Genomic DNA, 24,719 nt, shown 5'->3' with positions numbered 1-24,719 from the left:
TCCTCGGAGTCAGGGGAACGGGTGCGGGTGGGGGTTGACCTCGTCCTCGCGCATCGGGCGGTCGGCGAGCCCGCGGCGCCGGCGCGCCTCCAGCAGCCGCGGCAGGCCCGTGGTGCGGCGGTTGCGGTGGCCGAAGGTCATGGACAGCGTTCCGGGGACGAGCACCTTGGCGCAGTGCAGGTCCGCCTCCCGCAGTTCGTCGGGGGTCTGGTCGACCACCACGACGTCGAGGCCGTCGCGGAGGTACCGTCCGACGACGGCGCGCATCACGGTGTCGATGTCGTCGTCGGCGAACTCCCCGGTCCGGACGCCGACGTCGCCGACCGGGCGTGTGGGGGCGAGGCCGGTGAGGAAGCCCAGCCGTTCGGCGGTGCGCGGCTCGCAGTAGAGGAGCGGGTGGTCCTCCATGTCGCGCACCGCCTCCGGGTCGTCGGCCATCCGGGCCGCCCGTGCGGCGACCTCCGGGTGCGCGAAGTGCTCGATCGCGTAGGACAGGCCGGCGCCGAGCTCGGACAGCGCGCCGCGGACCGCACGCGCGCCGGTGAGGTGGGCGCCCGCCGCGCAGCGCAGGGCGGCGCCGGTCGAGCCGGCCGGGGCGGTGGCCATCGCCCACACGGCGGGGATCCCCTGCTCGGTCGTGATGTCGAAGAACCTGATGTCGTAGCCGGTCTCCGCCCGCAGCACGGCCGCCTGCAGCCGGTCCGCCTCGTCCAGGGTGGCCGGGTCGATCTCCGGGCCGGGCAGGCGCGCGTACCAGGTCATCAGGAACGCGTCGCGTTCGGCGACCTCCAGCACCCCGTAGAGGACGGCCTCCTGGAGGCTGCCGCCCAGGGCGCAGCCGTTGGAGATCTCGTAGACGAAGCCGCCCCCGTGCGGTCCGAGGCCGTAGTAGGCCAGGGGTTCGGGCACCAGGATCGGGGCGCCCCTCAGGAAGGACCACCCCCACACCCAGCGGTAGGACCGGTCGGGGTCGAACGGCGCGTAGGGGAAGCCCGGCCGGTCGTACTCCCGCGGCGGGTGCAGCCCGAGGGTGCGCGGGTCCAGCGCCCGGTCGGCGAGCTCCCGGTAAAAGCCGACGGTGACCCGTCGGCCCGCCGCCGGTGTGGCGGCGAACCGTTCGAGCCCTTCGAGGATCGCCGTGGTGCGGCTGGTCCGCCGCTGCGGCGAACGGCCGTACCCGGCCATGCCGTGGTGCGGTCCGGCCTGTTCGGCGGTGGTGACGATCTGCGCGCCCTCGGTGCGGTCGTGCAGGCGCCGTAGGACGCCCGTACGGGCGTCGACGTAGCGCGCGGTCAGGCTCTCCAGTTCCACGGGGAGGTCGCGGCCGCGGGCCGCCCCGGGGCGGTGGGCGGGGCGCGGCACCGGTCGGCCGAGGGTGTCGTCGGGGGCGTCCGGCCGCGGGGACGCGCAGGTCTCGCAGGCCGGATCGGGCAGGACCCGGTGCGTCGTGACCGTGAGGTCCCGCAGGTCGACGCAGAGCACGGCGTGGCGGGTGCGGGGGGCGGCTCCGCGTGCGGCGGAGCGGACGTCGTCCTCGACGAGCGCCGCGGCCAGCCGGGCGGCCTGACCGGTGAGCAGTGCCGGGGCGCGGTCCAGCCGGTCGCCGTGGAGCCGTCGGGCGGCCTGTTCGCCGGAGTGGCCCATCCGCCGGTACCGGGTCTGCGCGCAGCGCGCGCACCCCCGTTCCCCGGGGACCTCCCAGGGGCCGATGACCAGCCGGTCGATCTCGGTGCGGACCGGCAGCAGCGGGCCGCGGGCCCGCGCCCCCTCGGGCACGGGGTCCGCCCAGCCGTCCGCGGCGAACACGGTCGGACCGCCGGCGGAGGTGTCGCCGGGCACCGGGTGGACGGACACCCCCAGGCGTTCGGCGACCGCGTCGGCGATCAGGCCCCGTCCGACGACGGCCGGTCCGGGCAGCGGGTCGGTCACAGCAGCACCACCTTGAGTGTGTGGGGAAGGAGCGCGGCCGCGGCCGGGTCGTGGTCGAGCGGGACGACGACGGCCGTGCGGCCCGCCGCGGCCAGCGCGGCGAGGACCGTGCCGGGGTCCGGCGCGGCGGGGTCCGCCCGGACCTCCTCCCCGGTCGCGGGGGCCCGGGGCGTGGTCGCCTGCGGCGGCCGCCGCAGGTCGCCGTGGATCCACCGTTGGACGGTGAAGAGGGTCCTGAGCAGGCCGTCGGTCCAGGCCCGTCCGGCCGGGCCCGCGGTGCGCTCCAGGACGAGGTCGCCGCGCCGGAACGACAGGGCCGTGACACCGTGGCGGCCGCCGTGGTCGTACACCTGCGGCAGTTCGCCGAGTTCGGCGAGGATCAGGGCGCAGCGCCGCCCCGCCTCGTCGAGCGTCGCCGGGTCCACCCGGACCGGCCGTCCGGCGGTGTCGCCGACCAGTTGCGGGTCGCTCCACCAGAGCCCGGCCAGGGCCCGGTCCAGCGCCGCGTCCCAGGACTCCCCCGCGGCGGCCGCCGCGGTGCCGGCGGCCGGGCCGCCGAGCCGGGGGAAGACGGCGGCGGCGGGGAGCTGTACGACGCGGTCGGCGACCGGGTCGTATCCGGCGACGAGGCCGTGGGGGCCGTCCGGCGCGTCCACCAGGCGGCGCGGGTCGACGAACCGTTCCGCGTACCAGGTGAGCGCGGACCGGGCGGCCTCGATCCGGGCGGTCGCGTAGTCGAACGCGACGGCGCGCACGACCGCGGCCCCCTCCCACCCCGTGTCGGAGAGGGGGTCTCGGATCTGCGCCTCGGCGACGTGCACCGGGCTCTGCGAGGCGCCGTCGTCGGGCAGGTACCGGAACAGGCCGAAGACGTCGTCGGCGGCGCGGACCGCCGTCCGCGCGAACTCGGCGTCGGCCGCCGCCGGGCGGTCGCGTAGCGACGCGACCCGGTCCCGGACCCCCTCGCCGCCGCCCGGGGGCACCGGCAGCCGGCGGGGGTGCCGGAGGCAGTGGTGGCGGTGCGCGGCGAGGTCGGGCCCGATCCGGATGACATCTCGCTCCCACCGGGGGGCGCCGGTGCCGGTCGCCCAGTGGAACGCCGACCGCGCCACGGCGGCGGCCACCACCTCCCGGTGGGCCGCGGTCGGCTCCGCCGGCGGCCGCGGGCCGGGTGACCGGTCGAGTACCGAGCCGGGGCGCACCGGCGCGAGCGGGTCGCCCGGGTCGGCGCGGGGGTCCGCGATCGGCGGCAGCCAGAGGTCGGCCCCGTCGGGCAGCACGGCCGCCAGCGCGGTCCCCGACCCGGCGCAGCGCGCGTCGAGCCGCAGCAGCCGCGCCGGGTCCGCGACGACGGCGACGACGAGGTCGCGACCGGTGACGGCCTCGGCTCGGGCGCCGTCCGCCCCGAGGGGGAGGGTATCGACGCGGAGCACGCCGGCGGAGCGCAGGTGCTCCCGGATCGGCGCCGCCCACGCGGCCTCGGCCAGCACGGCCACGGAGAGGTCCCGGAACCGGCCGAACGCCGCGGCGGCGTCGCCGTGGTGCGCCGCCAGGTAGGAGAGCTCGGGCGCGAACCGCTCGCGGACCGGGGCGTCGAGCGGTGGCGGCCCCGTCGGCTCCTCCACCACGGCGCCCGCGTCGCGCAGGCGCCCGAGCACGGCCTCCAGCGCGGGCGTGTGCGTGTCCGGGAACCGCGCGCCGAGTTCGGCGGCCGTGAACCGGCCGTCCAGCCACGGCGACAGCGCCTCCACCCAGCGGGCGAACGACGTGCCGCCCACCCAGGTCCGCTCCCGCGGCGCGATGATGTAGGTGCCGTCGTCGACGGGTGCCAGGTAGGCGTCGTCGTGCAGGCGCAGCTTCACCGGCGGCCTCCTTCTTCTTGCTCCGGTCCGGCGGGGACGCCGAGGAGGAACTCGCCGACGAGGTCCTCCTCCAGCGGGTCGAGCCCGGTCAGGCGGCCGAACGCGTGCCGGGTGCTGGTGCCGAGGGCGCAGCCGGCCAGGCCCATGGCGGTGGCCACCAGGTTCATCGTCTGCATCAGCGCCCCCACGTGCTTGAGGATCAGGGCGTAGGCGAGCCCCTCGTAGGCCCACATCAACCGCTCGAACCGGGCGCTGATCAGCAGCAGCGCCTGGGGGGCGCCGGTCTGCGAGGTGGCACTCCCGACGCCGTCCACGAGCAGGCGCCCCGGGCCGTCCATCGGGCGGACGAGTTCGAGCCGGTGGTCGTGGCCGTCGTAGTGGTAGGTGCCGGGTTCGAGCCCGGCCACCCGGGCGGCGACGACGTAGACCTCCAGCTCGTGCGCCGCGCCGCCGGAGGGGTAGGGGCGGTACTGGAGTTCCATCCCGTCACCCGGCCGGCGGTGCACGGTGCGCGCGGTGCGGTACAGGAACTCGGCGAGCCGGTCGCAGGTGAGCGGGTTCCGCGGGTCGTGCCGGCGCAGGGAGCGCCGGCTCTCCAGGACGGAGGTGAACGGCGGGTCGGTCCCGCGCAGCCGTTCCAGGTCCGGGCGGCGCAGCTCGACCGCCGGCCCAAAGGGCTCGGGCCTGGGGGGAGGCGCCGGGGCGTACTCCGCTCCCCAGCCGGTCCGCCCGAGCCTGAACCCCGGTGTATACCCCCGGCTGCTCTGGTGGAACTCCAGGTCGGCCCACGACCACTGCCGTACCCGGAACTCCTCGTCCTCGTCGCCGACCACCGCCAGCCCGGCCCACAGCAGGTCGTGGCGCAGCCGGGCGGCCACCGCCTCGTCCAGGCCGGGAACCCGCCGCTCCCCGCCGGGATCGGCCAGGACCACGGCGGCCTCGGGCCGGTGCACGACCACGGCCGCCCAGGCGCGCGGCGAGGAGACCCACAGCAGGCCGTCGGCCGACGCCCGGACGGCGGTGAAACGGGACAGGCGCGGCCGCCCGGGAGGCGGCGGGACGGGCCGCGCGGCGGGCGAGCGGTGGGGTTCGACGGTGAAGACGGGGCCGTCCGCGTCGTGGACGGTGACCGCCAGCCAGCCTCCGCTGCGCAGCCGGTCCAGCAGCGCGCCGGTGCCGTCGTCCCGGACCGTCATCCGGTGCGATCCGTCGACCAGAGTTCGGACGACCGCCTCCTCCTCGGGTGTGACCGGTTCCTGGTCGGGGAGGTCGACCAGCGACGTCCCGCGCGGGTGGCGCATGCTCTCGACCCCGCCGCGCAGCCGCACGGTCTCGTACGGTCCCGTGTCCGGCGGGGTCATGTCACCGCTCCGGCGGCGGGGGCGTCCCAGGAGCGGATCAGGTCGGCCCACGACCGCCCCGTGCGCCGCTCCACCGCCTCCGCGAGCAGGTGGCAGAGGAACAGCCGGTGGTGCGGCGTGATCCCGAGCCGGGTGAACTGGAGGTACATCAGGTTGAGTGCGAGCCGGTACGCCGCGAAGTCGGCCGAGGGCCCGACCCGCGTCGTCCAGTGCCCGCTGGACAGCAGGGCGTGGTGGAACGGGCTGTCCGCGGCCCGCGGGTCGTCCCGCTGGCCGTCCAGGGGGTCGATCCGCAGCGCCGGGAGCAGCCCCCGCTCGTAGAGTTCCGCCCCGGCCGACCGGTACCGCGCGATGAGGTCCGCGAACTCCGACGCCCGGGGGTCCCCCGGGGAGTCCGGACCGACGAGCCGGTCGATCCGGTCCGCGAGCGCACGGGCGTGGGACCGGTAGCGGTCGTCCCACTCGCGGCGCCAGGGGGCGCGTTCGGGCAGGTAGGACAGGTACGCCTCGGCGTGGGACCGGTAGCTGAGGTAGCCGACGGCGATGCCGCCGTCGACCAGCCGGTCGGCCAGGACGGCCATGGTGTCGAAGACGACGGCGGGCAGGCTCGCCCCGGCCGCGACCTCCGCGGTGACCTCGAAGGCGTGCTGGTTGGCGTCCCGCAGGAAGTCCGCGACCAGGGCCGCCGCCTCCGGCGTCCGGTGCACCGCCATCCGGTCGTCGTAGTCGTCGACGTGCCAGGAGTTGTCGGGGAACCACGGGGTCAGCGGGCCCGGCTCCCGCTCCTGTTCGGCCGTGCGGCGGTGCAGCGGCAGGAGGGCGCCGACATCGGTCTCTGTGGCGGGCAGCGCGGCGAGGTAGGGGTCCAGTACCTGGGCCACCATCGGCAGGGCCGCGCGGAACTCCCCGCTCCCCGCCTCGACGTTGAGGCGCAGGTGCGGCCCGCGCCGCCAGTGCCGCACGAACCAGTTCCGCAGTCCGCGGCGCTCCAGCTCGCGGGAGACCGGCCACAGGGCCTCGGCCACCAGCCGTGACGTGGCCTCGCCGTGGTGGTGGACGTGGATGCTGTGCCACGACCGGGCGTCCATCATGGTTCTCCGTTCTCCTCTTCCGGCGGGCGGTGGGGCCGGTCCGGGGCACCGGGGGGCGGTGCGGCCGCTCCGGCGCCGCCGACCCGATCGCCGCACCGGTTCCAGACCAGGGCACAGGCCCGCGCGACGTCGTGCAGCGCCCGCCGGGCGTGGTCGGGCATGCCGTCGGCCAGTTCTTCGGACCGCTTCGTCAGGCCCAGGGTGGCCGAGGCCAGGCGCAGTACCGCCCGGCCGTGTTCGGAGCCCCACAGGGAGGGGTCGCGGGCGAGCTGCTCGACCCGGGCCGCGGCGTCGCGCAGCACTGCGGCCGCGGCGTCCGGCTCGGGCCGGTCGCCTCCCGGGTCCGGGCCGGTCGGGCCGTGCGCGGCCTTGCGGCGGACGTCCAATGCCGTGCCCACGGAGATCCCGGCGTGGCGGGCCACGACCCGCAGGCTGGCCTCGGGGTTGCGGCGCATGAACTCGGCCGCCGCCTGCCGGCCCGCGGCCGCCGACCGGGGCTGGCGGCGCCCGTCGCTGCCGATCCGCGTGTTCACGTGCAGTCTTTCGTCACCTGAACGGCGGCGTCGGGCGGCGACCGTGCCCGGCGACACCCCGCAGGTCGCCGCGATACGCCGGTCCGACCAGTGGGGGAACGCCTGTAGGACACGGGACAGGGCCGCCAGCCGGTCCCGCATGGGCAGGGGCAGGCCGTGGGAGACGTTGAGGCGGACGGCCAGGATGTACGCGTCCTCGTCCGACCCGTCGAAGTACCGCACCCGTATCGAGGCGCGCCCCCGGCTCCGGGCGGCCTGGAGGCGGTGCATGCCGTCCACCACGCGCATGGCCGGGCGCTGCACGACGATGGGCGGCAGCTCGTCGACGATCTCGGCGAGCCGCGCGACCCGGGCGGGGTCGGTGCCGTCGAGCCGCGGGGAGCGGGCGTCCCTCAGCAGGGCGACCCGGGCGGTCTCGACGGGGAGGCGGGCGAGCACGGGATCCGGAGCGGCGGACCGCCGTTCCCGGGTGCTCATCCCCGTCGCCACGCCCGCTCCCGCGCCGGAGGCCGGCCGCCGGGGGCGTTCCGGGTTCCGGGGTCGGCGGTCCGATCGAAAGCGCTGGGCATGCGTTCTCCGAGGGGTGAGGGGGCCGACCGGCCACGCCCGCCGCCGTGGACGGGCTCGCGTTCGGTGGCAGGATCCTCCCGGCCCGACCTTGAACGGACCTTGCGGCGACCTTGAACCGCGGTGCGCGCCGCGGGACGGGTCCGGCCGCCCGGCCGGCTCCCGGCGTCCTCCGGGCGGCGCCGCCTGGAGGACGCCGACGGCCGCACCGCTTTCGGCGGTGCGGCCGTCGGAAGGGGCCCGGTCCCTCGCTCACTCCTCGGGCCGGGCCTCCTCCATGCGCCGCACCCTGACCTCGGTGATGGTGCGGCCGCTGGTCCGGGCGACCTCCGCGATCCACCCGCCGAAGTCGACCGTCTCGCCGGGCTCCCGCGGGATGTGCCCCAGGACGGCGATGACCAGGCCCGCGACGGTGACGTAGTCGCCCTCGGGCGGGTCGGTCAGGGACAGGTCGATGTCGGACAGGTCGTGCACCGGGTAGGTGCCCGGGAGCGTCAGGGTCCCGTCGTCGTTGGAGACCACGGTGCGGATGTCGGAGTCCGTCTCGTCGTAGATCTCGCCGACGATCTCCTCCAGCAGGTCCTCCAGGCTGACGATGCCGTCGATGCCGCCCATCTCGTTGACGATCACGGCCAGCTGCTGGTGCTCGGCCGTCATCTGCCGCAGCGCCAGCGAGACGACCAGCGAGTCGGGCAGCAGCATCGCCTCGCGGGCCACGTCCCGGGCGGTGCCGGTGCCGCGGACCAGGTCGGACCAGTGGACGATGCCCAGGACGTCGTCGAGGTCGTCGTCGGCCACGACCGGGGCGCGCGAGTGGCCGTGCTCGGCGAGCATGCGCGTGGCCTCGGCGGTGGGGGTGGCCGCGGGGATGGTGAAGACCTCGCCGCGGGGGACGACGACCTGGCGCAGCCTGCGGTCGTCGATCTCGAAGGCGCCGCTGATGATGGTGCGCTGCTCGCGGGTCATGCCGCGCTGGGCGGTGAGCATGTCGCGCAGCTCCTCCTCGCCGACCTCCTCGCGCGCGGCGGAGGGGTCCCCGCCGGTGAGGCGGACGACGAGGTCGGTGGACACGCTCAGCAGCCACACGACCGGGCGGGACAGGGTGGCGAGCAGGTTGAGCGGGCGGGCGACCATGAGGGCCCAGCCCTCGGCGCGCTGCATGGCGATGCGCTTGGGGGCCAGTTCGCCGAACACCAGGGTCACGAAGGTCAGGACGACGGTGACCAGGATGACGGACACGGGCCCCGCGGCGGAGCCGAGGAAGCCCAGCGGCTCGACGAGCGGCTGGGCGAGCGCCACCGCGGCGGTGGCGGAGGCGAGGAAGCCGGCGAGGGTGATGCCGATCTGGATGGTGGCGAGGAAGCGGTTGGGGTCGCGGGCCAGGCGGGCGACCGCCCTGCCGCCGGGCCCCCTCTCCTCCAGTTGTCTGATCTGGCCTTCGCGCAGGGTGATCAGGGCGATCTCGCTGCCCGCGAACAGTGCGTTGACCAGGACGAGGACCAGGACGAGGCCGATCTGCACCCCGTAACTCTCCATGACTGCGGTCATCTCCGATGCGGATGGTGGTGGTGGCCCTGGGGCCGTTTCCGTGCCGACTCACCCTTTCACACGGCGCCCTCCCGGTGTTCGGACGCACACGCCGCATCCCGCCCGGTATTCGGTGTTGCTATGTACCGGTAGTCAGTACTACTATGCAGTGGTACTCAGCGGCAACGAGTAGTGAGGGGAGGCACCCATGGGAAGGCAGGCGACGGAGATGCTCAAGGGGACCCTGGAGGGCATCGTCCTCGCGGCCCTGTCCGGCCGGCCCGCGCACGGCTACGAGATCACGGCGTGGCTGCGGGACCAGGGCTTCACCGACATCGCCGAGGGCACCGTCTACGCCCTGCTCGTCAGGTTCGAGCGGCGCGGCCTCGTCGACGCGCGGCGGGTCCCGTCCGGGAAGGGCCCGCCGCGCAAGGTGTACTCGCTCGGTTCCCGAGGGCGGGAATACCTCGAAGAGTTCTGGGGGAACTGGCGTTTCCTCGCGGAAAAGATCGAACAGCTCCGAGAAGGGGGCCGGTAGCCATGGCGGCTGAATGGATCGAGAAGGTCACGGGATCGTTCGAGGACAAGAAGCGCTACAAGCGGTACAAGGCGCGCGTCCGGGAACTGCCCGAGAACCACCGCACGGCCGTCGAGGCGCTCGACCGGTACCTGATGTACTTCGGGTCCATCACCAGGGGGGACATCCTCCAGACGATGCTGGACGACCTCATCGAGCTGTTCGAGCAGAGCGCGGCGAACGGGACGCCGGTCCGCCAGGTCGTCGGGGAGGACCCCGTCGGGTTCGCCGAGGCTTTCCTGGCGAATTACTCCGAGGGCCAGTGGATCAAAAAGGAACGGGACCGGCTGGTCGAGGCCATCGACCGCGCGGCCGGAGAAGACGGCGAGAAGGACGGGGAATCCCTCTGATGGAGACGAAGACACGGCCGGTCCCGGCGATCCGCCTGCGGGGCCTGGAGAAGTCCTACAAGGACCTGAAGGTGCTGCGCGGGGTGGACTTCGACGTGGAGCGCGGCGGCATCTTCGCGCTGCTCGGCTCCAACGGGGCGGGCAAGACCACGCTCGTGAGGATCCTGTCCACCCTGCTCAGGGCCGACGGTGGGACGGCCGCCGTCAACGGCTTCGACGTCGCCGCGCAGCCCGCGCGGGTACGGGAGTCCATCAGCCTCACCGGCCAGTTCGCGGCGGTGGACGAGATCCTCAGCGGGCGGGAGAACCTCGTGCTCGTCGCCCGGCTGCGCCACCTCGGCGACCCCGGCGCGATCGCCGACGACCTGCTCGCCCGCTTCTCCCTCACCGAGGCGGGCGGGCGGCGGGTGTCGACCTACTCCGGCGGGATGCGCCGGCGCCTGGACATCGCGATGAGCCTCATCGGGAACCCGCCGGTCGTCTTCCTGGACGAGCCGACGACCGGGCTCGACCCGCAGGCGCGCGTCGAGGTCTGGGAGGCCGTCAAGGGCCTCGCCGACAGCGGCACGACGGTGCTGCTCACCACGCAGTACCTGGAGGAGGCCGAGCAGCTGGCCGACCGGATCGCGATTCTGCACCAGGGGCGGATCATCGTGAACGGCACCCTGGAGGAGCTCAAGAAGCTGCTGCCGCCCTCCGAGATCGAGTACGTCGAGAAGCAGCCGACCCTGGAGGAGATCTTCTTCGCGGTCACCGGCGGCTCCGGCGGGAACGGCGGGGACCGCCGGACCGCACCGAGCGAGAAGAAGTAGGGGACGGACCATGGCGACACACTTCCTCGGCGACACCGCCGCCCTGACCGGGCGCACCATGCGCCACGTCACCCGCAGCCCCGACACGATCATCACGACCGCGGTCATGCCCATCGCCATGATGCTGATGTTCGTGTACGTGTTCGGCGGCGCCATCGACGTCGGCTCGGGCCCGTACGTGAACTACATGCTGCCGGGCATCCTGCTCATCACGATCGCCTCGGGCATCGCCTACACGGCGTTCCGGCTCTTCACGGACATGCAGGGCGGGATCTTCGAGCGGTTCCAGTCCATGCCGATCGCCCGGTCGGGCGTGCTGTGGGCGCACGTGCTGACCTCGCTCGTCGCCAACGTCATCTCGCTGGCGGTGGTCGTGGGCGTGGCCCTGCTCATGGGCTTCCGCTCGGACGCCGGACCGGCGGCCTGGCTGGCCGTCGCCGGGATCCTGCTGCTGTTCACGCTCGCGCTGACCTGGATCGCCGTGATCCCGGGCCTGACGGCGACCTCCGTGGAGGGCGCGAGCGCGTTCTCCTACCCGCTCATCTTCCTCCCGTTCCTGAGCTCGGCGTTCGTCCCCACCGAGACCATGCCCGGCCCGGTGCGCTGGTTCGCCGAGCACCAGCCGGTGACCTCCATCGTCAACACCATCCGCGACCTGCTGTCCGGGCGGCCGGCCGGTGACGACGCCTGGACCGCCCTGGCCTGGTGCGCGGGCATCCTCGTCGTCGCCTACGCCTTCGCGATGGCCACCTACCGCAAGAAGACCTCCTGACCACCGCTCCCCCGGCGGCGGCCCCCACCCGGGGCCGCCGCCCGTCCGCGTCTCAGGCACCCGTCGCCCGGCCGGCCGACGGAGCCGCGTGGGTCACCGCCCGGCGGGAAGGCTCCAGGGGCGTGCGGTGAGGCGGCGCAGGAGGGTCTCGGCCGGGCCCCGGCGGCCGGTGCGGCGCATCCACTCGGCCAGGAGCAGGGACACCGCCCAGAGCGCGGCGGAGACGCCCAGCCCCGCGGCGGCGCCCAGGTCGTCGGCCAGGTCCAGCGTGAACGGGTAGAAGAGCGCCACGAACACCACCGACTGGAACAGGTAGAAGGTCAGCGACCGGCGGCCCAGGGCGATGACGGCCGTGGCGAACGGGCCGTCCGTCGGCCGCAGGGCCCACAGGCCGACCAGCGCCGCCGCCGCGACGCCGCCCGCGTGCCCCGCCAGGACGTGCAGCGCGGAGAAGGCGTGCAGGGGCGCGGACGCTTCGACGGGCCAGATCCCGGTGACCACCAGCGTGTGGGGCAGCCGCCCGGCCAGGGAGAACGCCGTCAGCAGTACGGCGGCGCGGACCAGCAGGGTCCGGTGGCGGGCCGGTTCCTCCAGGACGCGCAGGCGGGAGGCCCCGATGCCCAGGACCATGGCGGGGAGCACCGACACCACCGAGACCAGCGTCTCCAGCGGCCACGTCCACTGGAGGTTGTCGGCCACGTGCGCGACCGGGCCGTCGGCCATGAGGTGGGCGATCGTGGGCGGGACGCCCGCCTGCGCGAGGGCCACGGCCGGGGCCGAGACCAGCAGGACGCCCGGCACGAGGGCCACCGCCCCGACCCACGCCAGCGTGGCGGTGCGGGCCCGGGCCAGCGGGGCCGCCAGGAGCAGGGCGGCCCCGTAGACGGCGACGATGTCGAGCGGGAGCAGCAGGGTGTGGACGAAGCCGATGAGCAGCAGCACCAGGCCGCGGCGGCGCAGAAGGGACCGGATGTCGGGCCAGTCCGCGCCCCGCCCGGTCTCGCGGCGCAGGATCTGGCCCACGCCGTAGCCGAAGAGGAGCACGAACATCAGGCGGGCCTGGTCCTCGGCCAGCAGCGTCCCCGCGAACAGGGCCGCCCGGTCGGGGGCTCCCGTGCCCCAGTGCGCGAGGAGGGCGGGGACGTGCGCGACGGCGATGGCCAGGAGCATGACGCCGCGGGCCAGGTCGGGGGCCGGGGAGCGGGTCCCGACGGGGACCTCCGTCCCGGGTCGGCTGGGGGGCATGTCGGTGTTCCCTTCCGTGTCGTTCAGGCGGGATGGACGGTGATGTCGCCGACCCCGGTGCGGGCGAGGACGCGGACGGTGCGCTCGTCCCCGTCCGGCCCGTCGGAGTCCTCCAGGGAGCGGTGGACGCGGCCCAGGCGGGTGTTCAGGTCCAGCCAGGCGGCGGTGGCCCGGCGCACGCCCACCTCGATGTCGCCGACGCCGACGCGCAGGGTGACCTCGTCGCGGACGACCTCGTCGACGCGGACGGTGCCGTTGGAGGACCGGATCTCCGCCCGGGCGTGCGCGCCGCCCACGTGGACGGGGCCGTTGGCGGAGGTGACGGCGAGTTCGCCGGCGACCTCGCCGATCTCGATCCCGCCGTTGAGCCCGGTGACGGTGGCGGCGCCCTCGACCCGGCCGACGCGGACCCGGTCGGATCCGGTCAGCCGGAGGTCCCCGGCCACGTGGTCCACGCGGACGGTCCCGTTGCCGCTGGCGAGGGTGGCCCCGCGGGCCCGCTCGACGGTCACGTCCCCGATGGAGGTGCGCAGGTCGCAGTGGCCGAGGTCGCCCTCGCAGAGGAGGTCGGCGATCTCGGTGCGGGCCCGGACCGGGGAGCCGGCGGGCAGGTCCACGCTCACCCGGACGGAACCCTGGTTCCGGGAGCCGAGCGAGGACAGGCTCCGGGGCGCCCTGACGGAGATCCCGTCGGCGGTCCGGGTGACCTCGATCCGTTCGGCCGCGCGCACGTCGGCGCCGGTGCCGGGGTCCGCGGGCGCCACCTCGACGAGGGTGTCGGCCCGGTCGGAGGCGGTGACGCGGACGGTGCCGATCTCGAGCCGCAGGACGAGCGGGGTCGGGCCGGGCGTGTCGAAGGCGGGCATGGCGGTCTCCTCACGGTCGGGGGCGGACGGGCGGGGGTTCATCGGACCCATCCGGTGAAGCTCTCGCGGCCGCCGCCGCGGGCGCGGGAGGCGGGGAGGTCGGCGGGGTCGAGTGCGGCGGCGACGACCCGCACGAGCCAGGCGTTGGTCGAGAGGCCCTCCTGCTCGGCGGCCGTGTCCAGGCGGCCCTTCAGGTGGGCGGGCAGGCGGAGGTTGACGCGGGCGGTGCCGCCCTCGCCTTCGGTGTCGGCGGGCGGCGCGGGCGGCAGGGGCCGGGCGGCCCGGACGTCGGCGGCCTCGGGCTCCGGCGGTGGCGGCGTGACGACGAACTCGGGGTCGCGGCCGCGCAGGCGGACGTCGACCGAGCCCGGGGCCAGCTCGCGGGTGACCTCGGCCATGGCGTCGGACAGGACGTTGAGCAGCATGAGGCGGGCGGCGGAGTCCAGGGGTGCGACGAGGCGTTCGGCCAGGGCCCGGGCGTCGTCTCCGCCCGCTTCGGCGGCGAGGGCGAGCTCGTCCCTCAGCGCGGCGACATATGACGTGAGATCCATGGCGCCATAGTGGCACATGAATGGCACAACTCAAAGATATTCTTGCGCCGAACCCACGAGGAAGAGGGATCCAGCATCCCTGAACAGCATGAACGAGATGGCGCCACGACGCACATGATGGCGCTAATGTGACGCCGGGACGCACCCGGTCGGCACCCGAAGCCCCCGGGCGCCCCGGCCGGAGCGCCCCCGCTACAGGGCCCGGGCCAGGGCGCGGTGGCGGCCGGGGCGGACGTCGTACTCCCGCACGAAGGCGGCGCTCAGCGCGTAGGCGCTGGAGTAGCCCACCCGGCGCGCGATGGACTCGATGCTGTCGTCGCTGCGCTGCAGCAGGTCGGCGGCCAGGCACAGGCGCCAGCCGGTGAGGTAGGAGATGGGCGGCTCGCCCATCACCTCGGTGAACCGGCGGGCGAAGGTCGCGCGCGAGACCTCCGCCTCGCGCGCCAGGCTCCCGACGTCCCACGGCCGGGCGGGATCGTCGTGGATCGCGCTGAGCGCGGGCCCCACGACCGGGTCGGCCGCGGCCCGGTACCAGCGGGGCGCGGACGCCTCCGGCAGGGCGAACCAGTCGCGCAGGGTACCGACCAGCACCAGGTCCAGCAGGCGGTCGAGCACCGCCTGCTGGCCGGGCTCGTCGCGCGCGATCTCGGCCTCCAGCAGTTCCAGGGGCGCCGAGCGCCGGTGCCGCCCCGGGACCACGAGCACGCGCGGCAGGGCGGTGAGCAGGCGGTCGGCGATCCGCCCGGTCGCCGTGTAGGAGCCGGTGAGCAGCGCGTGCTCGGCGTCGAGGCGGGTGCCGCAGGTCCGCACGCCCAGGGAGACGTCCTCCTGGGCGAGCGCCCTCCCCGCCCCGTCGGTGCAGGTCCCCTGGGCGGACAGGACGTAGAGGGGGGCGATCCGCGCGTCCGGGTCGCTGGTGACGCCGAACGGCCGCGGGCCGGTCACGACCGCCAGGTCGCGGTTGGACAGGCGCACGGGCCCGGCCCCCTCCTGGACGATCCACCCGTCCCCGCGCAGCATGGTCACGAGGGTCATCGACGCGCCCTCGTCGAACCCGATCGACCACGGCGGCGACATGAGGTTCCGCCCGACCAGGGCGCCGGAGGAACGGATGTGGTCGAGCACCTCGCTCAGCGTGTCCATGCCGCAAGCCTAGACGATCGCGTATCGATCCGAGCCTGGGAGGTATTCCCCCGTCTCACGGTGGCGGCTTGACTGGAGGGCGTCCGGCGGACCGCTCCGGCCGCCGCGCACCGACACGGAAAGGCGCACCATGACCATCGCCCACCGGCCCGAACCCGGCACCGCCCTGTGGGTGTACGCGCACCCCCGCCGCGGGTCGTTCAACGACCGGCTCTTCCGGGCCGGGACCGAGGCCCTGGCGGAGCGGTACGAGGTGACGGCCTCGGACCTGTACGCCCAGGGCTTCGATCCCGTGCTGGCCGAACGCGACCTGGGGGAGCCGGCGGGCCGCCCGGGGAACGTCGCCGAACTCGCCGGCGAGGCGTACTCCCGGGGCCTGCTCCCCGCGGACGTCCGGGAGGAGCAGGCGAAGCTCGCCGCGGCCGAGCTGCTCGTCCTGCAGTTCCCGCTGTGGTGGTACGGGCCGCCGGCGATCCTCAAGGGCTGGTTCGACCGGGTGCTGACCCAGGGGTTCGCCTACGGCGACCTCGACCCCGCCTCCGGCCTGCCCCGCCGCTACGGCGACGGCGGACTGGCCGGGCGCCGGGCGCTCGTCGTGGTCACGGCGGGCGAGGACGAGCGCTCCATCGGGCCCCGCGGGATCAGCGGCGACCTCGACTCCCTCCTGTTCCCCCTCACCCACGGCACCCTGTGGTACGTCGGGATCGACGTGCTGGACCTGCACGTGGTCCACGACGCCGACTCCCTGGACGCGGAGGGCCTGGAGCGCGAGGCCGGGCGGCTGCGCGACCGGCTGAAGACCCTCGACACCGAGCCGGCCCGGCCGTTCCGCCGCCTGCGGGACGGCGACTACCACGGCACGCGCGCGCTGCGGGAGGACCTGCTGCCCGGCCGCACCGACCTGGGCATCCACCTGCTCGGAGACGGGGAGGCCGACCGCTGACCCGGCCCCGCGGGGCGGGGCCTATACGGGGTCCCGCCCCGCGGTCAGCCGGAGCGCACGAGGCAGAAGGGGTGCCCGGCCGGGTCGAGGTAGACCCGGAAGGAGTCCGGGGCGGGCTGGAACCCGGCCTTGCGGGCACCGATCGCGAGCACCCGCTGCTCGCCGGTGTCGAGGTCGGGGACGTCGAAGTCCAGGTGCAGCTGCTGCGGGCGCTCGTCGCCGGGCCACTCGGGCGGCACGTGGCCGGGCGCCTTCTGGAAGGCGATCGTGGCACCGGTGTCGCTCACGAGCTGGATCCAGGAGTCGTCCTCCCAGGGGCGGACCCGCCAACCGGTGACCGCCGCGTAGAACTCAGCCAGGCCGGCCGGGTCGGGGCAGTCGAGGGCGACGAGGCTGAACGTGGCGATGGGCTCCATGGTGCACGACCCTAGGAGCCGCCGCCGGACCGGTCAAGGCGGTGGGACGCGGGCGTGGCGGGCTCTCCGCGGGGCCCGCGTCCCCCGTGCGGCGGGTCAGCGGTCCGCTCGGGACCCCTTCCGGAACCGGAGGAGGAACAGCACGGTGAGGACGCTGCACACGAGGACCGCGGTGAGGCTCGCCTCGGGGCCGAAGTCGCCGCCGGTGAGCAGGTAGGGGCCCGAGGCCGTGGCGGTGAACACGCTCGTCTCCCCGTGGTCGACGCCCGAGACCGCGGTGCCGAAGATCCCCGAGGCCGCGAGGTTCCAGCCCAGGTGCAGGCCGATGGGCAGCCACAGGCTGCGCGTGAGCAGGTAGGCGGCGCCGAGCATCAGGCCCGCCTCCACGGCGATGGCCGTCCCGGTCCACAGGGTGGCCCCGGGGTTGGCCATGTGCATGGCGCCGAAGAGCACCGAGGACAGCGCCAGCGCGATCCACGGGCCGGTGGCCTCCTCCAGGACGCGCAGCAGGACCCCGCGGAACATCACCTCCTCGATGACCGCGACCGCGCACATCAGTCCGATCGCCGCCATGACGCCGTCGACCGAGCCCCGACCGGTGATCGTGTACTCGCCGAGCACGGCGATGATCCCGATCACCGCCGCGAACAGCGCGACGCCCAGGACCGAACCGCCCACCAGCCCCAGGGGCAGGGCCGTGACGCGCAGTTCGGTGACGGCCCGGCGCTCGGTGAGGCGCACCATGGCGGCGTAGAGGAGCAGGGTGAGGACCGCGACCCCCACACCCAGGGTCTGGGCCCACAGGGGGCGGTCCATCACCGGCAGGATCACCTGGGCGGCGAGCGCCTGCACCGCCAGGAAGAGGACGGTCAGCAGCACGATGCGCACCAGGGCGGGGCGCAGCCACCGCGGGCCGTTGCGGGCCGGCGCCGGCCCCCTCCGGCCGGACTCGGGCGCCACCGCGGTTCGGGGGGTGTCGGACATGATCACTTTCCTTCTCGCGGGGCCCCGTGGCCCCGGTGGGAGTCGGGTACCGCCAGGTAGCTGAGAACGCGCCGCCGCCGCCCGCCGCCCGGGCCGCGCCCGGCCGCGGCCAGGACCAGCTCGCCGATCCGGGCGACCAGGTCGGCCAGCTCCTCGTCGGTGAGCCAGGCCGCCGCCTGCCGGTAGGCGACGCCGTCCCGGACGGGGTCGGCGTCCTCGTGGTCGAGGTAGCGGTCGAAGTCGGCCATCAGCGAGGCGGCGAACGCGGTGAACGCGCGGCGGTGGTCGTCCGCGGTCATCGCGGCCCGGGCCTCGGGGTCGACCTCCACGCGCCCCCGGCTCAGCCGGTAGCCGCGTTCCACGGCCCCGCGCACACGGCGCTCCTCCACCACCTCCAGGACGCCGGCCTCGACCAGGACGGCGATGTGCCGGTACAGGGTCGCGGGCGGGATGTCGGGGAGGCGGTCGCGCAGCTGCGCCGTGGTCAGCGGGTCGGAGTCGAACAGCGACTGCACGACGCGCAGCCGCACCGGGTGGAGGAGGACGTCGGCGGTGGCCATGCCCTTACGTTATCAACTCTGAGAATGTTATCAAATCCGATATCAACGGCCGGTGGCCCCGTCGGCCAGCTCGCGGAGGATGTCGAGGTGGCCGGCGTGGCGGCCGGTCTCCTCGATCATGTGCACCAGCGCCCACCGCATCGACGGCGCGGACCCGCCCGGGCCGCCCGGGTGGGCGGGCAGGTCCAGGTCCTGACAGGCGGCGATGGCCCGGTCGGCGGCCGCGACGGCCTCCCGGTACCCGCGGACGACGTCCCGCGGGCTCGCGTCCGGGGCGGCGTGGAAGGTGGCCTGCCAGTCGCGGGCCCGCTCCCCCAGGAAGACGAAGCGTTCGACGTGGGCCAGGTGCTCGACGAGCCCGAGGAGGTTGGTGCCCGAGGGCACCCGGGGGGCGCGCAGGTCGTGCTCCGGCACCCCGTCCACCTTGGCCAGGACGCTCCCGCGCAGGTAGTCCAGGAAACCGGTGAGCACCGCCTTCTCACCGGGGCCGGTCCGGGGCGGCAGCCGGTCCCGGCGGCGCGGTCCCGCGGAGCTCACGCGCGCTCACCCCCGCCCGCCCGACGGCGCGCCGCCACCACGGTGTCGACCACCGTCGCCGTCCCCCCGTGGGGGCCGCGGGCGAGCCGGGAGCGCCCCTCGCACACGAGGAGGGTCCAGCCGGCCCCGAGGCCGAGCGAGCGCCACAGGTCCTCTGCGCTCGGGTGGTCGTCGCGCTGCTCCCAGGACCAGGGCGCGCTGGAGCCGTGGTCGATGACGGCGAACACCCCGCCGTCGGCCACGGACCGCGCCGCCCGGCGCAGCGCGGCGCCGCGGTCGAGGTCCACGACGGTGTGGAAGTAGTTCGCGTAGACGAGGTCCCGGCTCCCGGGCGCAGGAACGGACCGGGCCAGGTCGTGCCGCTCCACGTCGAGGCGGTCCCCCAGGCCGGCTCTGCGGGCCCGCTCCGCCAGCGCGGAGAGGGCGTGCTCCGCGATGTCGACGGCGGTGACGCGCCATCCCGCGGCGGCGAGCCACAGGGCGTCCCCGCCGCGGCCGCAGGCGAGTTCGAGCGCCCGGGACCCCTCCGACGGGGGCGGCACGAGGGAGAGTTCGCCGGCCAGTGCGGTGAAGGCGGGGTTGGGCGCGGGCGGCGGCCCCGAGGGGTCCTCGTCGCGGTACCGCTGCTCCCAGAACCCGCGGCCGGACGGGGATCGGGTGGTGTCTGGTTCCATGCCGCCATGGTGGGCGCACCGGCGCCCGCGGCGCACGTTCTCTTGCGGATCCGCAAAAGGGGCGGCGGCGCCTCAGGCCCCGTGCAGGTGGACGCGCTCGCCCTGGGTCCCGAAGATCGCGATGACCTCCGCGGCGGCCGACTCGGCGGGGTTGCCGATCCAGTGCGGGACACGGGTGTCGAACTCGGCCGCCTCCCCCGCCCCCAGCAGCAGGTCCTGTTCGGTGCCCAGGACCAGCCGGACGGTGCCGGAGAGCACGTAGAACCACTCGTGGCCCTCGTGCGTGCGCAGCTCGGGCGCGGGGAGCGTCCGGGCGGGCGGGTAGACCACCTTGTAGGCCTGCACCCCGCCCGCGCGCCGGGTGAGCGGGACGAAGGTGAGGCCGAAGCGGCGCACCGGGCGCAGGTGCACCCGCGGGTCCCCCACCGGGGGCGCGTCCACGAGTTCGTCGATCGGCACCCGGTACACGCGCGCGAGCGGGAGCAGCTGGCCCAGGGTGGGGTGCAGCCGCCCGGTCTCCAGCCGCGACAGCGTGCTCGGGGTGATCCCGGTCCGCTCCGCCAGCTCGGCGAGGGTCATCCGCGCCCCCGTGCGCAGCCGCCGCAACCGCTCGCCCACGGCCCGCAGCACCGCGCCGTCGTCCCCGGTCTCGTCCATATCGGCAATCTAGCGGCCGGCCCGGCGTTCGGCCGGGACGGGGACGAGCGGGTCGGGGACCAGGGCCCGGCGCTCCGGATCCACCGCGAGGACCAGGTCCGCGCGGGCCGCCACGGCGCGGTCGTGGGTCGCCAGCAGGACGGCCAGGCCGCGTTCGGCGCGCAGGGCGTCCAGCAGGTCCAGGACGGTCCGGGCGCTGTGGGCGTCCAGGGCCGAGGTCACCTCGTCGGCGAGGAGGACGCGCGGCTCGGCCGCCAGGGCGCGGGCGATCGCCGCCCTCTGGCGCTGTCCGCCCGAGAGCCCGCCGGGGGTCCGGGCCAGCGCGTCGGGGGGCAGGCCGACCTCGGCGGCCAGGGAGGCGGCCCGCTCCAGCGCCCGTCCGCGCGGCTCCCCCAGCAGGACCCTCGCGGGGCGGGCCAGGGCCGTGCCCAGCCGGTGCGAGGGGTGGAGTGCGCCCGCCGGGTCCTGGCCGACGAACTGGACGGCGCGCAGCAGGCCGCGCGGCCGGTCCTCGACCCGTTCGGGCAGGGGGCTCCCCGACACCGCGGCGCTCCCGGAGGCCGGCGGGTGCAGCCCGGCCAGGGTGCGCAGCAGGGTGGACTTGCCGCTGCCCGAGGGGCCGACGAGGGCGACGAACCCGCCCGGCGGGACCGCCAGGTCGACCCCCTCCAGCAGCAGGGGGCCGCCTCCGGGGGCGCCGACGGACAGCGAGCGCAGCTCCAGGACCGGTTCCCCCCGGGCTGGCACGACCGGCACCGACCGGAGCGGTCCGGACCGTTCCGGCGGGGCGTCACCGACCACGGCCACGGTGTCGGCCACCCTCTCGGCGAACGCCCGGTCGTGGGTGATGACGATCGTGGCCCGTCCGGGCCTCCCCCGGCGCCCGTCCAGGATCCCGACCACGAGTTCCAGCGTGGCCGGGTCCAGGCCGCTGGTGGGCTCGTCCAGGACCAGCAGGTCGGGGTCGCCGACGACGGCCCGGGCCAGGGCCACCCTCCGGGCCTGGCCTCCGGAGAGCTCGTGCGGGCGGCGGCGGGAGAGCATTCGCGGGTCCAGTCCCAGGCCGCGCAGGACGCGGTCCGCGGCCTCGGCCTGTTCGCGCCGGGACCCGCCGGCACGGCCCTCCGCGACCAGGCCCGCGACGGTGCGCAGGGGGTGCAGGTCCGCGGAGGGGTCCTGGCCGAGCAGGCCGACGTGGGCGCGCCGCCACAGCCGGGCGGCCCTCCCGGCCGGGACGGGGACCCCGTTCCACCGCACCCGCCCGGCCGCCCGGCGCAGCCCGGCGGGCAGGGCGTCGAGCGCGCCCAGGACCGCGCTGGTCTTGCCGCAGCCGGACTCGCCCATGAGGGCCGCGACGCCGCCGGACGGCACGGACAGGTCGAGCGGACCGGCGACGGTGCGGCCGGAGCCGTCCTCGACCCGCAGGCCGCTGATCTCATATCCCGGCACGGGTGTCCTTTCTGCGCCGCGGGGCTCCGGGGCCCCGGGCGGTGACGAGGTGGACCGAGAGCGCCAGGGCGACCGTGGTGAGGCCGATCGCCAGGGCCGGCGCGGCCACGGACCACGGGTTCATGGCGACGCCGAGCATGTTCTCCCGCAGCATCAGCGCCCAGTCCGGGGCGGGCGGAGCGGGTCCGAACCCCAGGACGTTGAGGGCGGAGGCGATCTGGAGCGCCACCACGATCCGCAGCCCCAGGTCGGCGGTGACGACCCCCTTCATGGCGGGCAGCACCTCGCGGACCAGGATCGACGCGGAGCGCTCACCGCGGCCGCGGGCCGCCTCCACGTACCCGGCGCCGCGGATCGCGCGCACCGCGTCGCGGACCACCCGCAGGGTGAGCGGCGCCCCTCCGCACACGGTCGCCGTGACGACGGCGGCGTTCCCGGGCAGGGCCACGGCCACCACGAGGGCCAGCAGCAGGGAGGGGACCGCCAGCAGGAGGTCGGCCAGGTGGCTCAGGACCCGGTCGGTCCAGCCGCCGTACCAGCCGGCGGCCAGCCCGGCGCCGACCCCGGCCAGGGAGGCGGCCAGGGCGGCGGCGAAGGAGACGGAGAGGAGCCCGGCCCCTCCGGCGAGGACCCGGGACCACACGTCGCGGCCCAGGGCGTCGGTGCCCAGCGGGTGCCCCGCGCCCGGCCCCTGCCAGGGGGCCGAGACCGGGGCGGTCGGGTCGTACGGGGCGGCCAGGCCGCCCAGCGCCGCCGCGGCCAGGACCGCGACCAGGACGGCGGCGGTGAGTGCGCGGCTCACCACGGCCGCCTCCGGGGGTCGGTGCCGCCCGCCACCGCGTCGGCGAGGGCGGTGCCCGCCAGCACGACCGCGGCGGCGGACACGGCGACCGCCTGGATCACGGGGACGTCCCGCGAGGCGATGGAGGAGACCAGCAGGGAGCCCAGGCCGGGGTAGCCGAAGAGGGTCTCCACGACGGTGGCGGCGGCGATGAGACCTCCCGCGCTCACCGCCAGGACCCGCAGGAAGGGGGCGAGCAGGAACGGGAGGACGTCCACCGCGGCGATCGCCCACAGGGGCCGCCCGCGGCGGCGGGCGTCGGCCACGTGGGGGCGGGAGGCGGCGTCGGCGACCGCTCCGGCCAGGAGCCCGCCGCCGAACAGGGCGGTGGGCAGGGCCATGGACAGCACCGGCAGGACCAGGAGCTCCGGGTGGCGGACCGGCGGCTCCCCCGGCGGGAGCAGGGAGACCGCCGGGACCAGCCCGAGCACCCCGGACAGCAGGGCGGCCAGTCCCGAGGCGGTCACCGCCACCGGCACCGCCGCCCCGCCGGTGAGCAGCGCGGTCGCGGTGCCGCGGCCCCGCCGCGCCGCGCCCGCCCACCCGCCCAGGAGGAGCATCGCGGGTGCGGCCAGGGCCAGGGAGGCGCCGACCAGGGTGGCCGTGGCGGGCAGCCGCTGGAGGACGGCGTCCAGGACGGGGCGGCCGTTGACCAGGGAGGTCCCCGGGTCCCCGCGCAGCATGCCCGCGGCCCAGTCGGCGTAGAGCCGCCAGGGCGGCCCCTCCTGGCCAAGCTCCTCGCGCAGTTCGCGGACCTGGTCCGGCGTGGCGCCGGGGGTCGCCCGCAGCTCGGCGGCGTCCCCGGGCAGCAGGGAGGTGGCGGCGAAGACGACCGCCGACACCGCGACGAGGAGCAGGCAGGCCCGGGCCAGGGCCGCGAGCGGCCCCAGGAGCGGGGCCCCCGGGGACCGGGGGGCGGCGCCCTGCGGCGCCGCCCCTGTCGGACGCGTCAACCCGAGACCTCGACCTGCTCGATCCGCAGCCGGTGGAAGCCCGGCCCGGTGGGCAGGCCGCTCACGCCGGGGGCGGTGAGGTCGATGCCGTCGCCGAGCCCCCAGACCACGTATCCGCCGTCGTCGGCGAGGCGCTGCTGGAGGTCGCCCAGCAGGGCGTGGCGCTCGCCCTCGTCGGGGGTGGCCAGGGCCGTGTGGAAGTCGGCGTCCCACTCCTCGTCGTTCCAGCCGGTCTCGTTGATCGGGCCGTCGGCGAGCAGGGCCATGCGGGAGAAGTCCACGAACCCGTTCCCGCCCAGGCTGTTGAGGTAGAAGGGCTCGACGTTCCACACCTCGGTCCAGTAGGTGTCGGGCGGGCCGACCTCGACCCGCGCCTCGATGCCGGCCTCGGCGAGCTGCTCGGAGACCAGCACCGCCGCCTCCTCCATGCCCGGGTAGGAGTTGGTGGCGTGCAGGGTGAGGGAGACGCCGTCTCCGTGCCCGGCCTCCTCCAGCAGTTCGCGGGCCCGGTCGAGGTCCCGCCCGATCGGCTCGGCCGACGGGGCGAAGGGCTCCGAGGGGGCGACGAGGTCCGCGCCGGGCTCCCCGTAGCCGAGGAAGACGGTGTCGACGAGCGCCTCCCGGTCCAGGGCGAGCTTGACCGCCTCGCGCACCGCCGGGTCGTCGAAGGGCTCGGTCTCCAGGTCCATCACCAGCGGGTAGTTGACCCCGCCGGGCCGGGTGACCACCTCGACCTCCCCGCCCCCGGCGTACTGCTCGGCGGTGGCGGGGGCCACGCTCCCGGCGACGTCCGCCTGGCCGGAGGCGACCGCGGCCGCGCGGGCCGCCGGGTCGGGCATGGCGGTGATCTCCAGCCGGTCCGCTCCGCCCTCCGGCCCCCACCAGTCCCCGTTGCGGGTCAGGACCGCCGTGGTGTCGTCGGCCTCCTCCAGGACGAAGGGACCCGAGCCGGGGACGGGCTCGGTGATGTCGTCGGCGCCGTCGGGGACGACGAACGTCAGGGAGGCCAGGGCCGCGCCGACCTCGGCGTAGGGCTGACGGGTGACCAGCTCCAGTTCGTGGTCGCCCCGGGCCGAGGACGCCTCCAGGTCGAACATGGACAGGCGGCCGTTGTTCTCGGCCCCCTTGCCCTGGATGCGGCGCAGGGAGAAGAGGACGTCGTCGGCGGTGACCGGAGCGCCGTCGGAGAAGACCGCGTCCCGGCGCAGGGTGACGTGCCAGTGCGTGAGGTCCCCGTCCTCCGGCTCCCACGACTCGGCGAGCCGGGGCTGCACCACGCCCTGCTCGTCGAGGACGGTGAGCACGTCGTAGAGCATGGCGAAGCGCAGGTAGTCGGCCTCGTTGCCGACCCGGCCGTGCGGGTCGTTCGTGGTGGCCGCGGGCGCGCCGACCGCCGCGTAGCGCAGGGTCGTCGCCGGGTCCGCGCCGGCCGGGGCGTCCCCGCCCCCGGAGCACCCGGAGGCGGCCAGGGTCGCGGCGCACAGGGCCGCGAGGAGGGATCGTCGTCGCATCGGTGGGT

The 24,719-nt window shown here is 75.8% G+C and carries 25 protein-coding genes; 5 read left to right on the top strand and 20 right to left on the bottom strand.

The features are described 5' to 3' along the window. Nucleotides 1–9: 9 nt before the first annotated feature. From KGD84_RS13155 to KGD84_RS13130, 6 genes are all read right to left on the bottom strand, one after another. Nucleotides 10–1,929 (bottom strand): TOMM precursor leader peptide-binding protein, encoded by a 1,920-nt coding sequence (locus KGD84_RS13155; RefSeq protein ID WP_220560606.1) that lies wholly within the window; start codon nt 1,927–1,929, stop codon nt 10–12. Then, nucleotides 1,926–3,791 (bottom strand): hypothetical protein, encoded by a 1,866-nt coding sequence (locus KGD84_RS13150; protein ID WP_220560605.1) that lies wholly within the window; start codon nt 3,789–3,791, stop codon nt 1,926–1,928. Before KGD84_RS13150 ends, KGD84_RS13155 begins: the two co-directional genes overlap by 4 nt. Continuing rightward, on the bottom strand, nt 3,788–5,152 hold the full coding sequence (locus KGD84_RS13145) for a SagB family peptide dehydrogenase (RefSeq protein WP_220560604.1): 1,365 nt from the start codon (nt 5,150–5,152) through the stop codon (nt 3,788–3,790). The genes KGD84_RS13150 and KGD84_RS13145 overlap by 4 nt, the downstream gene beginning before the upstream one ends. Then, the gene (locus tag KGD84_RS13140; protein ID WP_220560603.1) at nt 5,149–6,243 is read right to left on the bottom strand and encodes a thiopeptide maturation pyridine synthase; all 1,095 of its coding nucleotides are present in this window, start codon (nt 6,241–6,243) and stop codon (nt 5,149–5,151) included. Before KGD84_RS13140 ends, KGD84_RS13145 begins: the two co-directional genes overlap by 4 nt. After that, entirely contained in the window at nt 6,240–7,253 is a 1,014-nt protein-coding gene (locus KGD84_RS13135) for a ParB/RepB/Spo0J family partition protein (RefSeq protein WP_220560602.1), read from the bottom strand. The genes KGD84_RS13140 and KGD84_RS13135 overlap by 4 nt, the downstream gene beginning before the upstream one ends. Before the next feature lie 342 nt (nt 7,254–7,595). Then, the gene (locus tag KGD84_RS13130) at nt 7,596–8,879 is read right to left on the bottom strand and encodes a hemolysin family protein (protein WP_220560600.1); all 1,284 of its coding nucleotides are present in this window, start codon (nt 8,877–8,879) and stop codon (nt 7,596–7,598) included. Between the two features lie 199 nt (nt 8,880–9,078). On the opposite strand from KGD84_RS13130, the gene KGD84_RS13125 reads away from it, so the two are divergent. The 4 genes from KGD84_RS13125 to KGD84_RS13110 are packed head-to-tail and all read left to right on the top strand — an operon-like array spanning nt 9,079 to nt 11,381. Further along, nucleotides 9,079–9,408, top strand: a complete 330-nt coding sequence (locus KGD84_RS13125; RefSeq protein WP_220560598.1) for a PadR family transcriptional regulator — start codon at nt 9,079–9,081, stop codon at nt 9,406–9,408. 2 nt (nt 9,409–9,410) lie between these two features. Next, the gene (locus KGD84_RS13120; RefSeq protein WP_220560596.1) at nt 9,411–9,797 is read left to right on the top strand and encodes a DUF1048 domain-containing protein; all 387 of its coding nucleotides are present in this window, start codon (nt 9,411–9,413) and stop codon (nt 9,795–9,797) included. Then, nucleotides 9,797–10,609 carry an ABC transporter ATP-binding protein gene (locus KGD84_RS13115; protein ID WP_220560595.1) on the top strand — a complete coding sequence of 271 codons (813 nt, stop codon included), beginning with the start codon at nt 9,797–9,799 and terminating at the stop codon, nt 10,607–10,609. Before KGD84_RS13120 ends, KGD84_RS13115 begins: the two co-directional genes overlap by 1 nt. 10 nt (nt 10,610–10,619) lie before the next feature. Continuing rightward, nucleotides 10,620–11,381 (top strand): ABC transporter permease, encoded by a 762-nt coding sequence (locus KGD84_RS13110; protein WP_220560594.1) that lies wholly within the window; start codon nt 10,620–10,622, stop codon nt 11,379–11,381. 93 nt (nt 11,382–11,474) lie between these two features. Here the strand turns inward: KGD84_RS13110 and KGD84_RS13105 are convergent, their stop codons facing one another. The 4 genes from KGD84_RS13105 to KGD84_RS13090 all read right to left on the bottom strand — a co-directional run bounded on the left by KGD84_RS13105 (nt 11,475) and on the right by KGD84_RS13090 (nt 15,186). Then, nucleotides 11,475–12,626: a DUF418 domain-containing protein gene (locus tag KGD84_RS13105; RefSeq protein ID WP_220560593.1), complete on the bottom strand. Its 1,152-nt coding sequence runs from the start codon at nt 12,624–12,626 to the stop codon at nt 11,475–11,477. Nucleotides 12,627–12,649: 23 nt separating this feature from the next. Then, nucleotides 12,650–13,492, bottom strand: coding sequence for a DUF4097 family beta strand repeat-containing protein (locus KGD84_RS13100; protein WP_220560592.1), 843 nt, complete (start codon nt 13,490–13,492; stop codon nt 12,650–12,652). A gap of 38 nt (nt 13,493–13,530) precedes the next feature. Next, entirely contained in the window at nt 13,531–14,043 is a 513-nt protein-coding gene (locus KGD84_RS13095) for a hypothetical protein (RefSeq protein WP_220560589.1), read from the bottom strand. A gap of 192 nt (nt 14,044–14,235) precedes the next feature. Continuing rightward, nucleotides 14,236–15,186 (bottom strand): AraC family transcriptional regulator, encoded by a 951-nt coding sequence (locus KGD84_RS13090; RefSeq protein ID WP_220560587.1) that lies wholly within the window; start codon nt 15,184–15,186, stop codon nt 14,236–14,238. A 130-nt stretch (nt 15,187–15,316) separates the two neighbouring features. On the opposite strand from KGD84_RS13090, the gene KGD84_RS13085 reads away from it, so the two are divergent. Further along, entirely contained in the window at nt 15,317–16,129 is an 813-nt protein-coding gene (locus tag KGD84_RS13085; RefSeq protein WP_220560585.1) for an NAD(P)H-dependent oxidoreductase, read from the top strand. A 44-nt stretch (nt 16,130–16,173) separates the two neighbouring features. Here the strand turns inward: KGD84_RS13085 and KGD84_RS13080 are convergent, their stop codons facing one another. From KGD84_RS13080 to KGD84_RS13035, 10 genes are all read right to left on the bottom strand, one after another. After that, the gene (locus tag KGD84_RS13080) at nt 16,174–16,545 is read right to left on the bottom strand and encodes a VOC family protein (RefSeq protein WP_220560584.1); all 372 of its coding nucleotides are present in this window, start codon (nt 16,543–16,545) and stop codon (nt 16,174–16,176) included. A gap of 96 nt (nt 16,546–16,641) precedes the next feature. Further along, nucleotides 16,642–17,529 (bottom strand): CPBP family intramembrane glutamic endopeptidase, encoded by an 888-nt coding sequence (locus KGD84_RS13075; protein ID WP_220560583.1) that lies wholly within the window; start codon nt 17,527–17,529, stop codon nt 16,642–16,644. A 2-nt stretch (nt 17,530–17,531) separates the two neighbouring features. Beyond that, nucleotides 17,532–18,089, bottom strand: a complete 558-nt coding sequence (locus tag KGD84_RS13070) for a helix-turn-helix domain-containing protein (RefSeq protein WP_220560582.1) — start codon at nt 18,087–18,089, stop codon at nt 17,532–17,534. Nucleotides 18,090–18,131: 42 nt separating this feature from the next. Continuing rightward, complete coding sequence (locus tag KGD84_RS13065; protein ID WP_255646507.1) at nt 18,132–18,626, bottom strand: DinB family protein; 495 nt, start codon at nt 18,624–18,626, stop codon at nt 18,132–18,134. Then, entirely contained in the window at nt 18,623–19,300 is a 678-nt protein-coding gene (locus tag KGD84_RS13060) for an SAM-dependent methyltransferase (protein WP_220560581.1), read from the bottom strand. Before KGD84_RS13060 ends, KGD84_RS13065 begins: the two co-directional genes overlap by 4 nt. 72 nt (nt 19,301–19,372) lie before the next feature. After that, nucleotides 19,373–19,957, bottom strand: a complete 585-nt coding sequence (locus KGD84_RS13055; protein WP_220560580.1) for a helix-turn-helix domain-containing protein — start codon at nt 19,955–19,957, stop codon at nt 19,373–19,375. 9 nt (nt 19,958–19,966) lie between these two features. Next, nucleotides 19,967–21,406 (bottom strand): ABC transporter ATP-binding protein, encoded by a 1,440-nt coding sequence (locus KGD84_RS13050; protein WP_255646506.1) that lies wholly within the window; start codon nt 21,404–21,406, stop codon nt 19,967–19,969. Further along, the gene (locus KGD84_RS13045) at nt 21,393–22,208 is read right to left on the bottom strand and encodes an ABC transporter permease (RefSeq protein ID WP_220560579.1); all 816 of its coding nucleotides are present in this window, start codon (nt 22,206–22,208) and stop codon (nt 21,393–21,395) included. Before KGD84_RS13045 ends, KGD84_RS13050 begins: the two co-directional genes overlap by 14 nt. Further along, the gene (locus KGD84_RS13040; protein ID WP_220560578.1) at nt 22,205–23,200 is read right to left on the bottom strand and encodes an ABC transporter permease; all 996 of its coding nucleotides are present in this window, start codon (nt 23,198–23,200) and stop codon (nt 22,205–22,207) included. The genes KGD84_RS13045 and KGD84_RS13040 overlap by 4 nt, the downstream gene beginning before the upstream one ends. Continuing rightward, nucleotides 23,197–24,711, bottom strand: a complete 1,515-nt coding sequence (locus KGD84_RS13035; protein WP_220560577.1) for an ABC transporter substrate-binding protein — start codon at nt 24,709–24,711, stop codon at nt 23,197–23,199. The genes KGD84_RS13040 and KGD84_RS13035 overlap by 4 nt, the downstream gene beginning before the upstream one ends. Between the last annotated feature and the right edge of the window lie 8 nt (nt 24,712–24,719).

It is taken from the genome of Nocardiopsis changdeensis (genome assembly GCF_018316655.1).
Lineage (GTDB): Bacteria > Actinomycetota > Actinomycetes > Streptosporangiales > Streptosporangiaceae > Nocardiopsis > Nocardiopsis changdeensis.
The sequence above is the reverse complement of the archived record's forward strand: the minus strand, read 5'-3'. Positions and strand labels throughout refer to the sequence as shown.

Excerpts from the sequence above, each read along its gene's own strand:
- KGD84_RS13130 (WP_220560600.1), bottom strand. The coding sequence starts at position 8,879 with ATGGAGAGTTACGGGGTGCAGATCGGCCTCGTCCTGGTCCTCGTCCTG.
- KGD84_RS13145 (WP_220560604.1), bottom strand. The coding sequence starts at position 5,152 with ATGACCCCGCCGGACACGGGACCGTACGAGACCGTGCGGCTGCGCGGC.
- KGD84_RS13100 (WP_220560592.1), bottom strand. The coding sequence starts at position 13,492 with ATGCCCGCCTTCGACACGCCCGGCCCGACCCCGCTCGTCCTGCGGCTC.
- KGD84_RS13095 (WP_220560589.1), bottom strand. The coding sequence starts at position 14,043 with ATGGATCTCACGTCATATGTCGCCGCGCTGAGGGACGAGCTCGCCCTC.
- KGD84_RS13120 (WP_220560596.1), top strand. The coding sequence starts at position 9,411 with ATGGCGGCTGAATGGATCGAGAAGGTCACGGGATCGTTCGAGGACAAG.
- KGD84_RS13105 (WP_220560593.1), bottom strand. The coding sequence starts at position 12,626 with ATGCCCCCCAGCCGACCCGGGACGGAGGTCCCCGTCGGGACCCGCTCC.
- KGD84_RS13035 (WP_220560577.1), bottom strand. The coding sequence starts at position 24,711 with ATGCGACGACGATCCCTCCTCGCGGCCCTGTGCGCCGCGACCCTGGCC.
- KGD84_RS13140 (WP_220560603.1), bottom strand. The coding sequence starts at position 6,243 with ATGATGGACGCCCGGTCGTGGCACAGCATCCACGTCCACCACCACGGC.
- KGD84_RS13085 (WP_220560585.1), top strand. The coding sequence starts at position 15,317 with ATGACCATCGCCCACCGGCCCGAACCCGGCACCGCCCTGTGGGTGTAC.
- KGD84_RS13075 (WP_220560583.1), bottom strand. The coding sequence starts at position 17,529 with ATGTCCGACACCCCCCGAACCGCGGTGGCGCCCGAGTCCGGCCGGAGG.
- KGD84_RS13070 (WP_220560582.1), bottom strand. The coding sequence starts at position 18,089 with ATGGCCACCGCCGACGTCCTCCTCCACCCGGTGCGGCTGCGCGTCGTG.
- KGD84_RS13055 (WP_220560580.1), bottom strand. The coding sequence starts at position 19,957 with ATGGACGAGACCGGGGACGACGGCGCGGTGCTGCGGGCCGTGGGCGAG.
- KGD84_RS13090 (WP_220560587.1), bottom strand. The coding sequence starts at position 15,186 with ATGGACACGCTGAGCGAGGTGCTCGACCACATCCGTTCCTCCGGCGCC.
- KGD84_RS13135 (WP_220560602.1), bottom strand. The coding sequence starts at position 7,253 with ATGAGCACCCGGGAACGGCGGTCCGCCGCTCCGGATCCCGTGCTCGCC.
- KGD84_RS13115 (WP_220560595.1), top strand. The coding sequence starts at position 9,797 with ATGGAGACGAAGACACGGCCGGTCCCGGCGATCCGCCTGCGGGGCCTG.
- KGD84_RS13110 (WP_220560594.1), top strand. The coding sequence starts at position 10,620 with ATGGCGACACACTTCCTCGGCGACACCGCCGCCCTGACCGGGCGCACC.
- KGD84_RS13125 (WP_220560598.1), top strand. The coding sequence starts at position 9,079 with ATGGGAAGGCAGGCGACGGAGATGCTCAAGGGGACCCTGGAGGGCATC.
- KGD84_RS13080 (WP_220560584.1), bottom strand. The coding sequence starts at position 16,545 with ATGGAGCCCATCGCCACGTTCAGCCTCGTCGCCCTCGACTGCCCCGAC.
- KGD84_RS13060 (WP_220560581.1), bottom strand. The coding sequence starts at position 19,300 with ATGGAACCAGACACCACCCGATCCCCGTCCGGCCGCGGGTTCTGGGAG.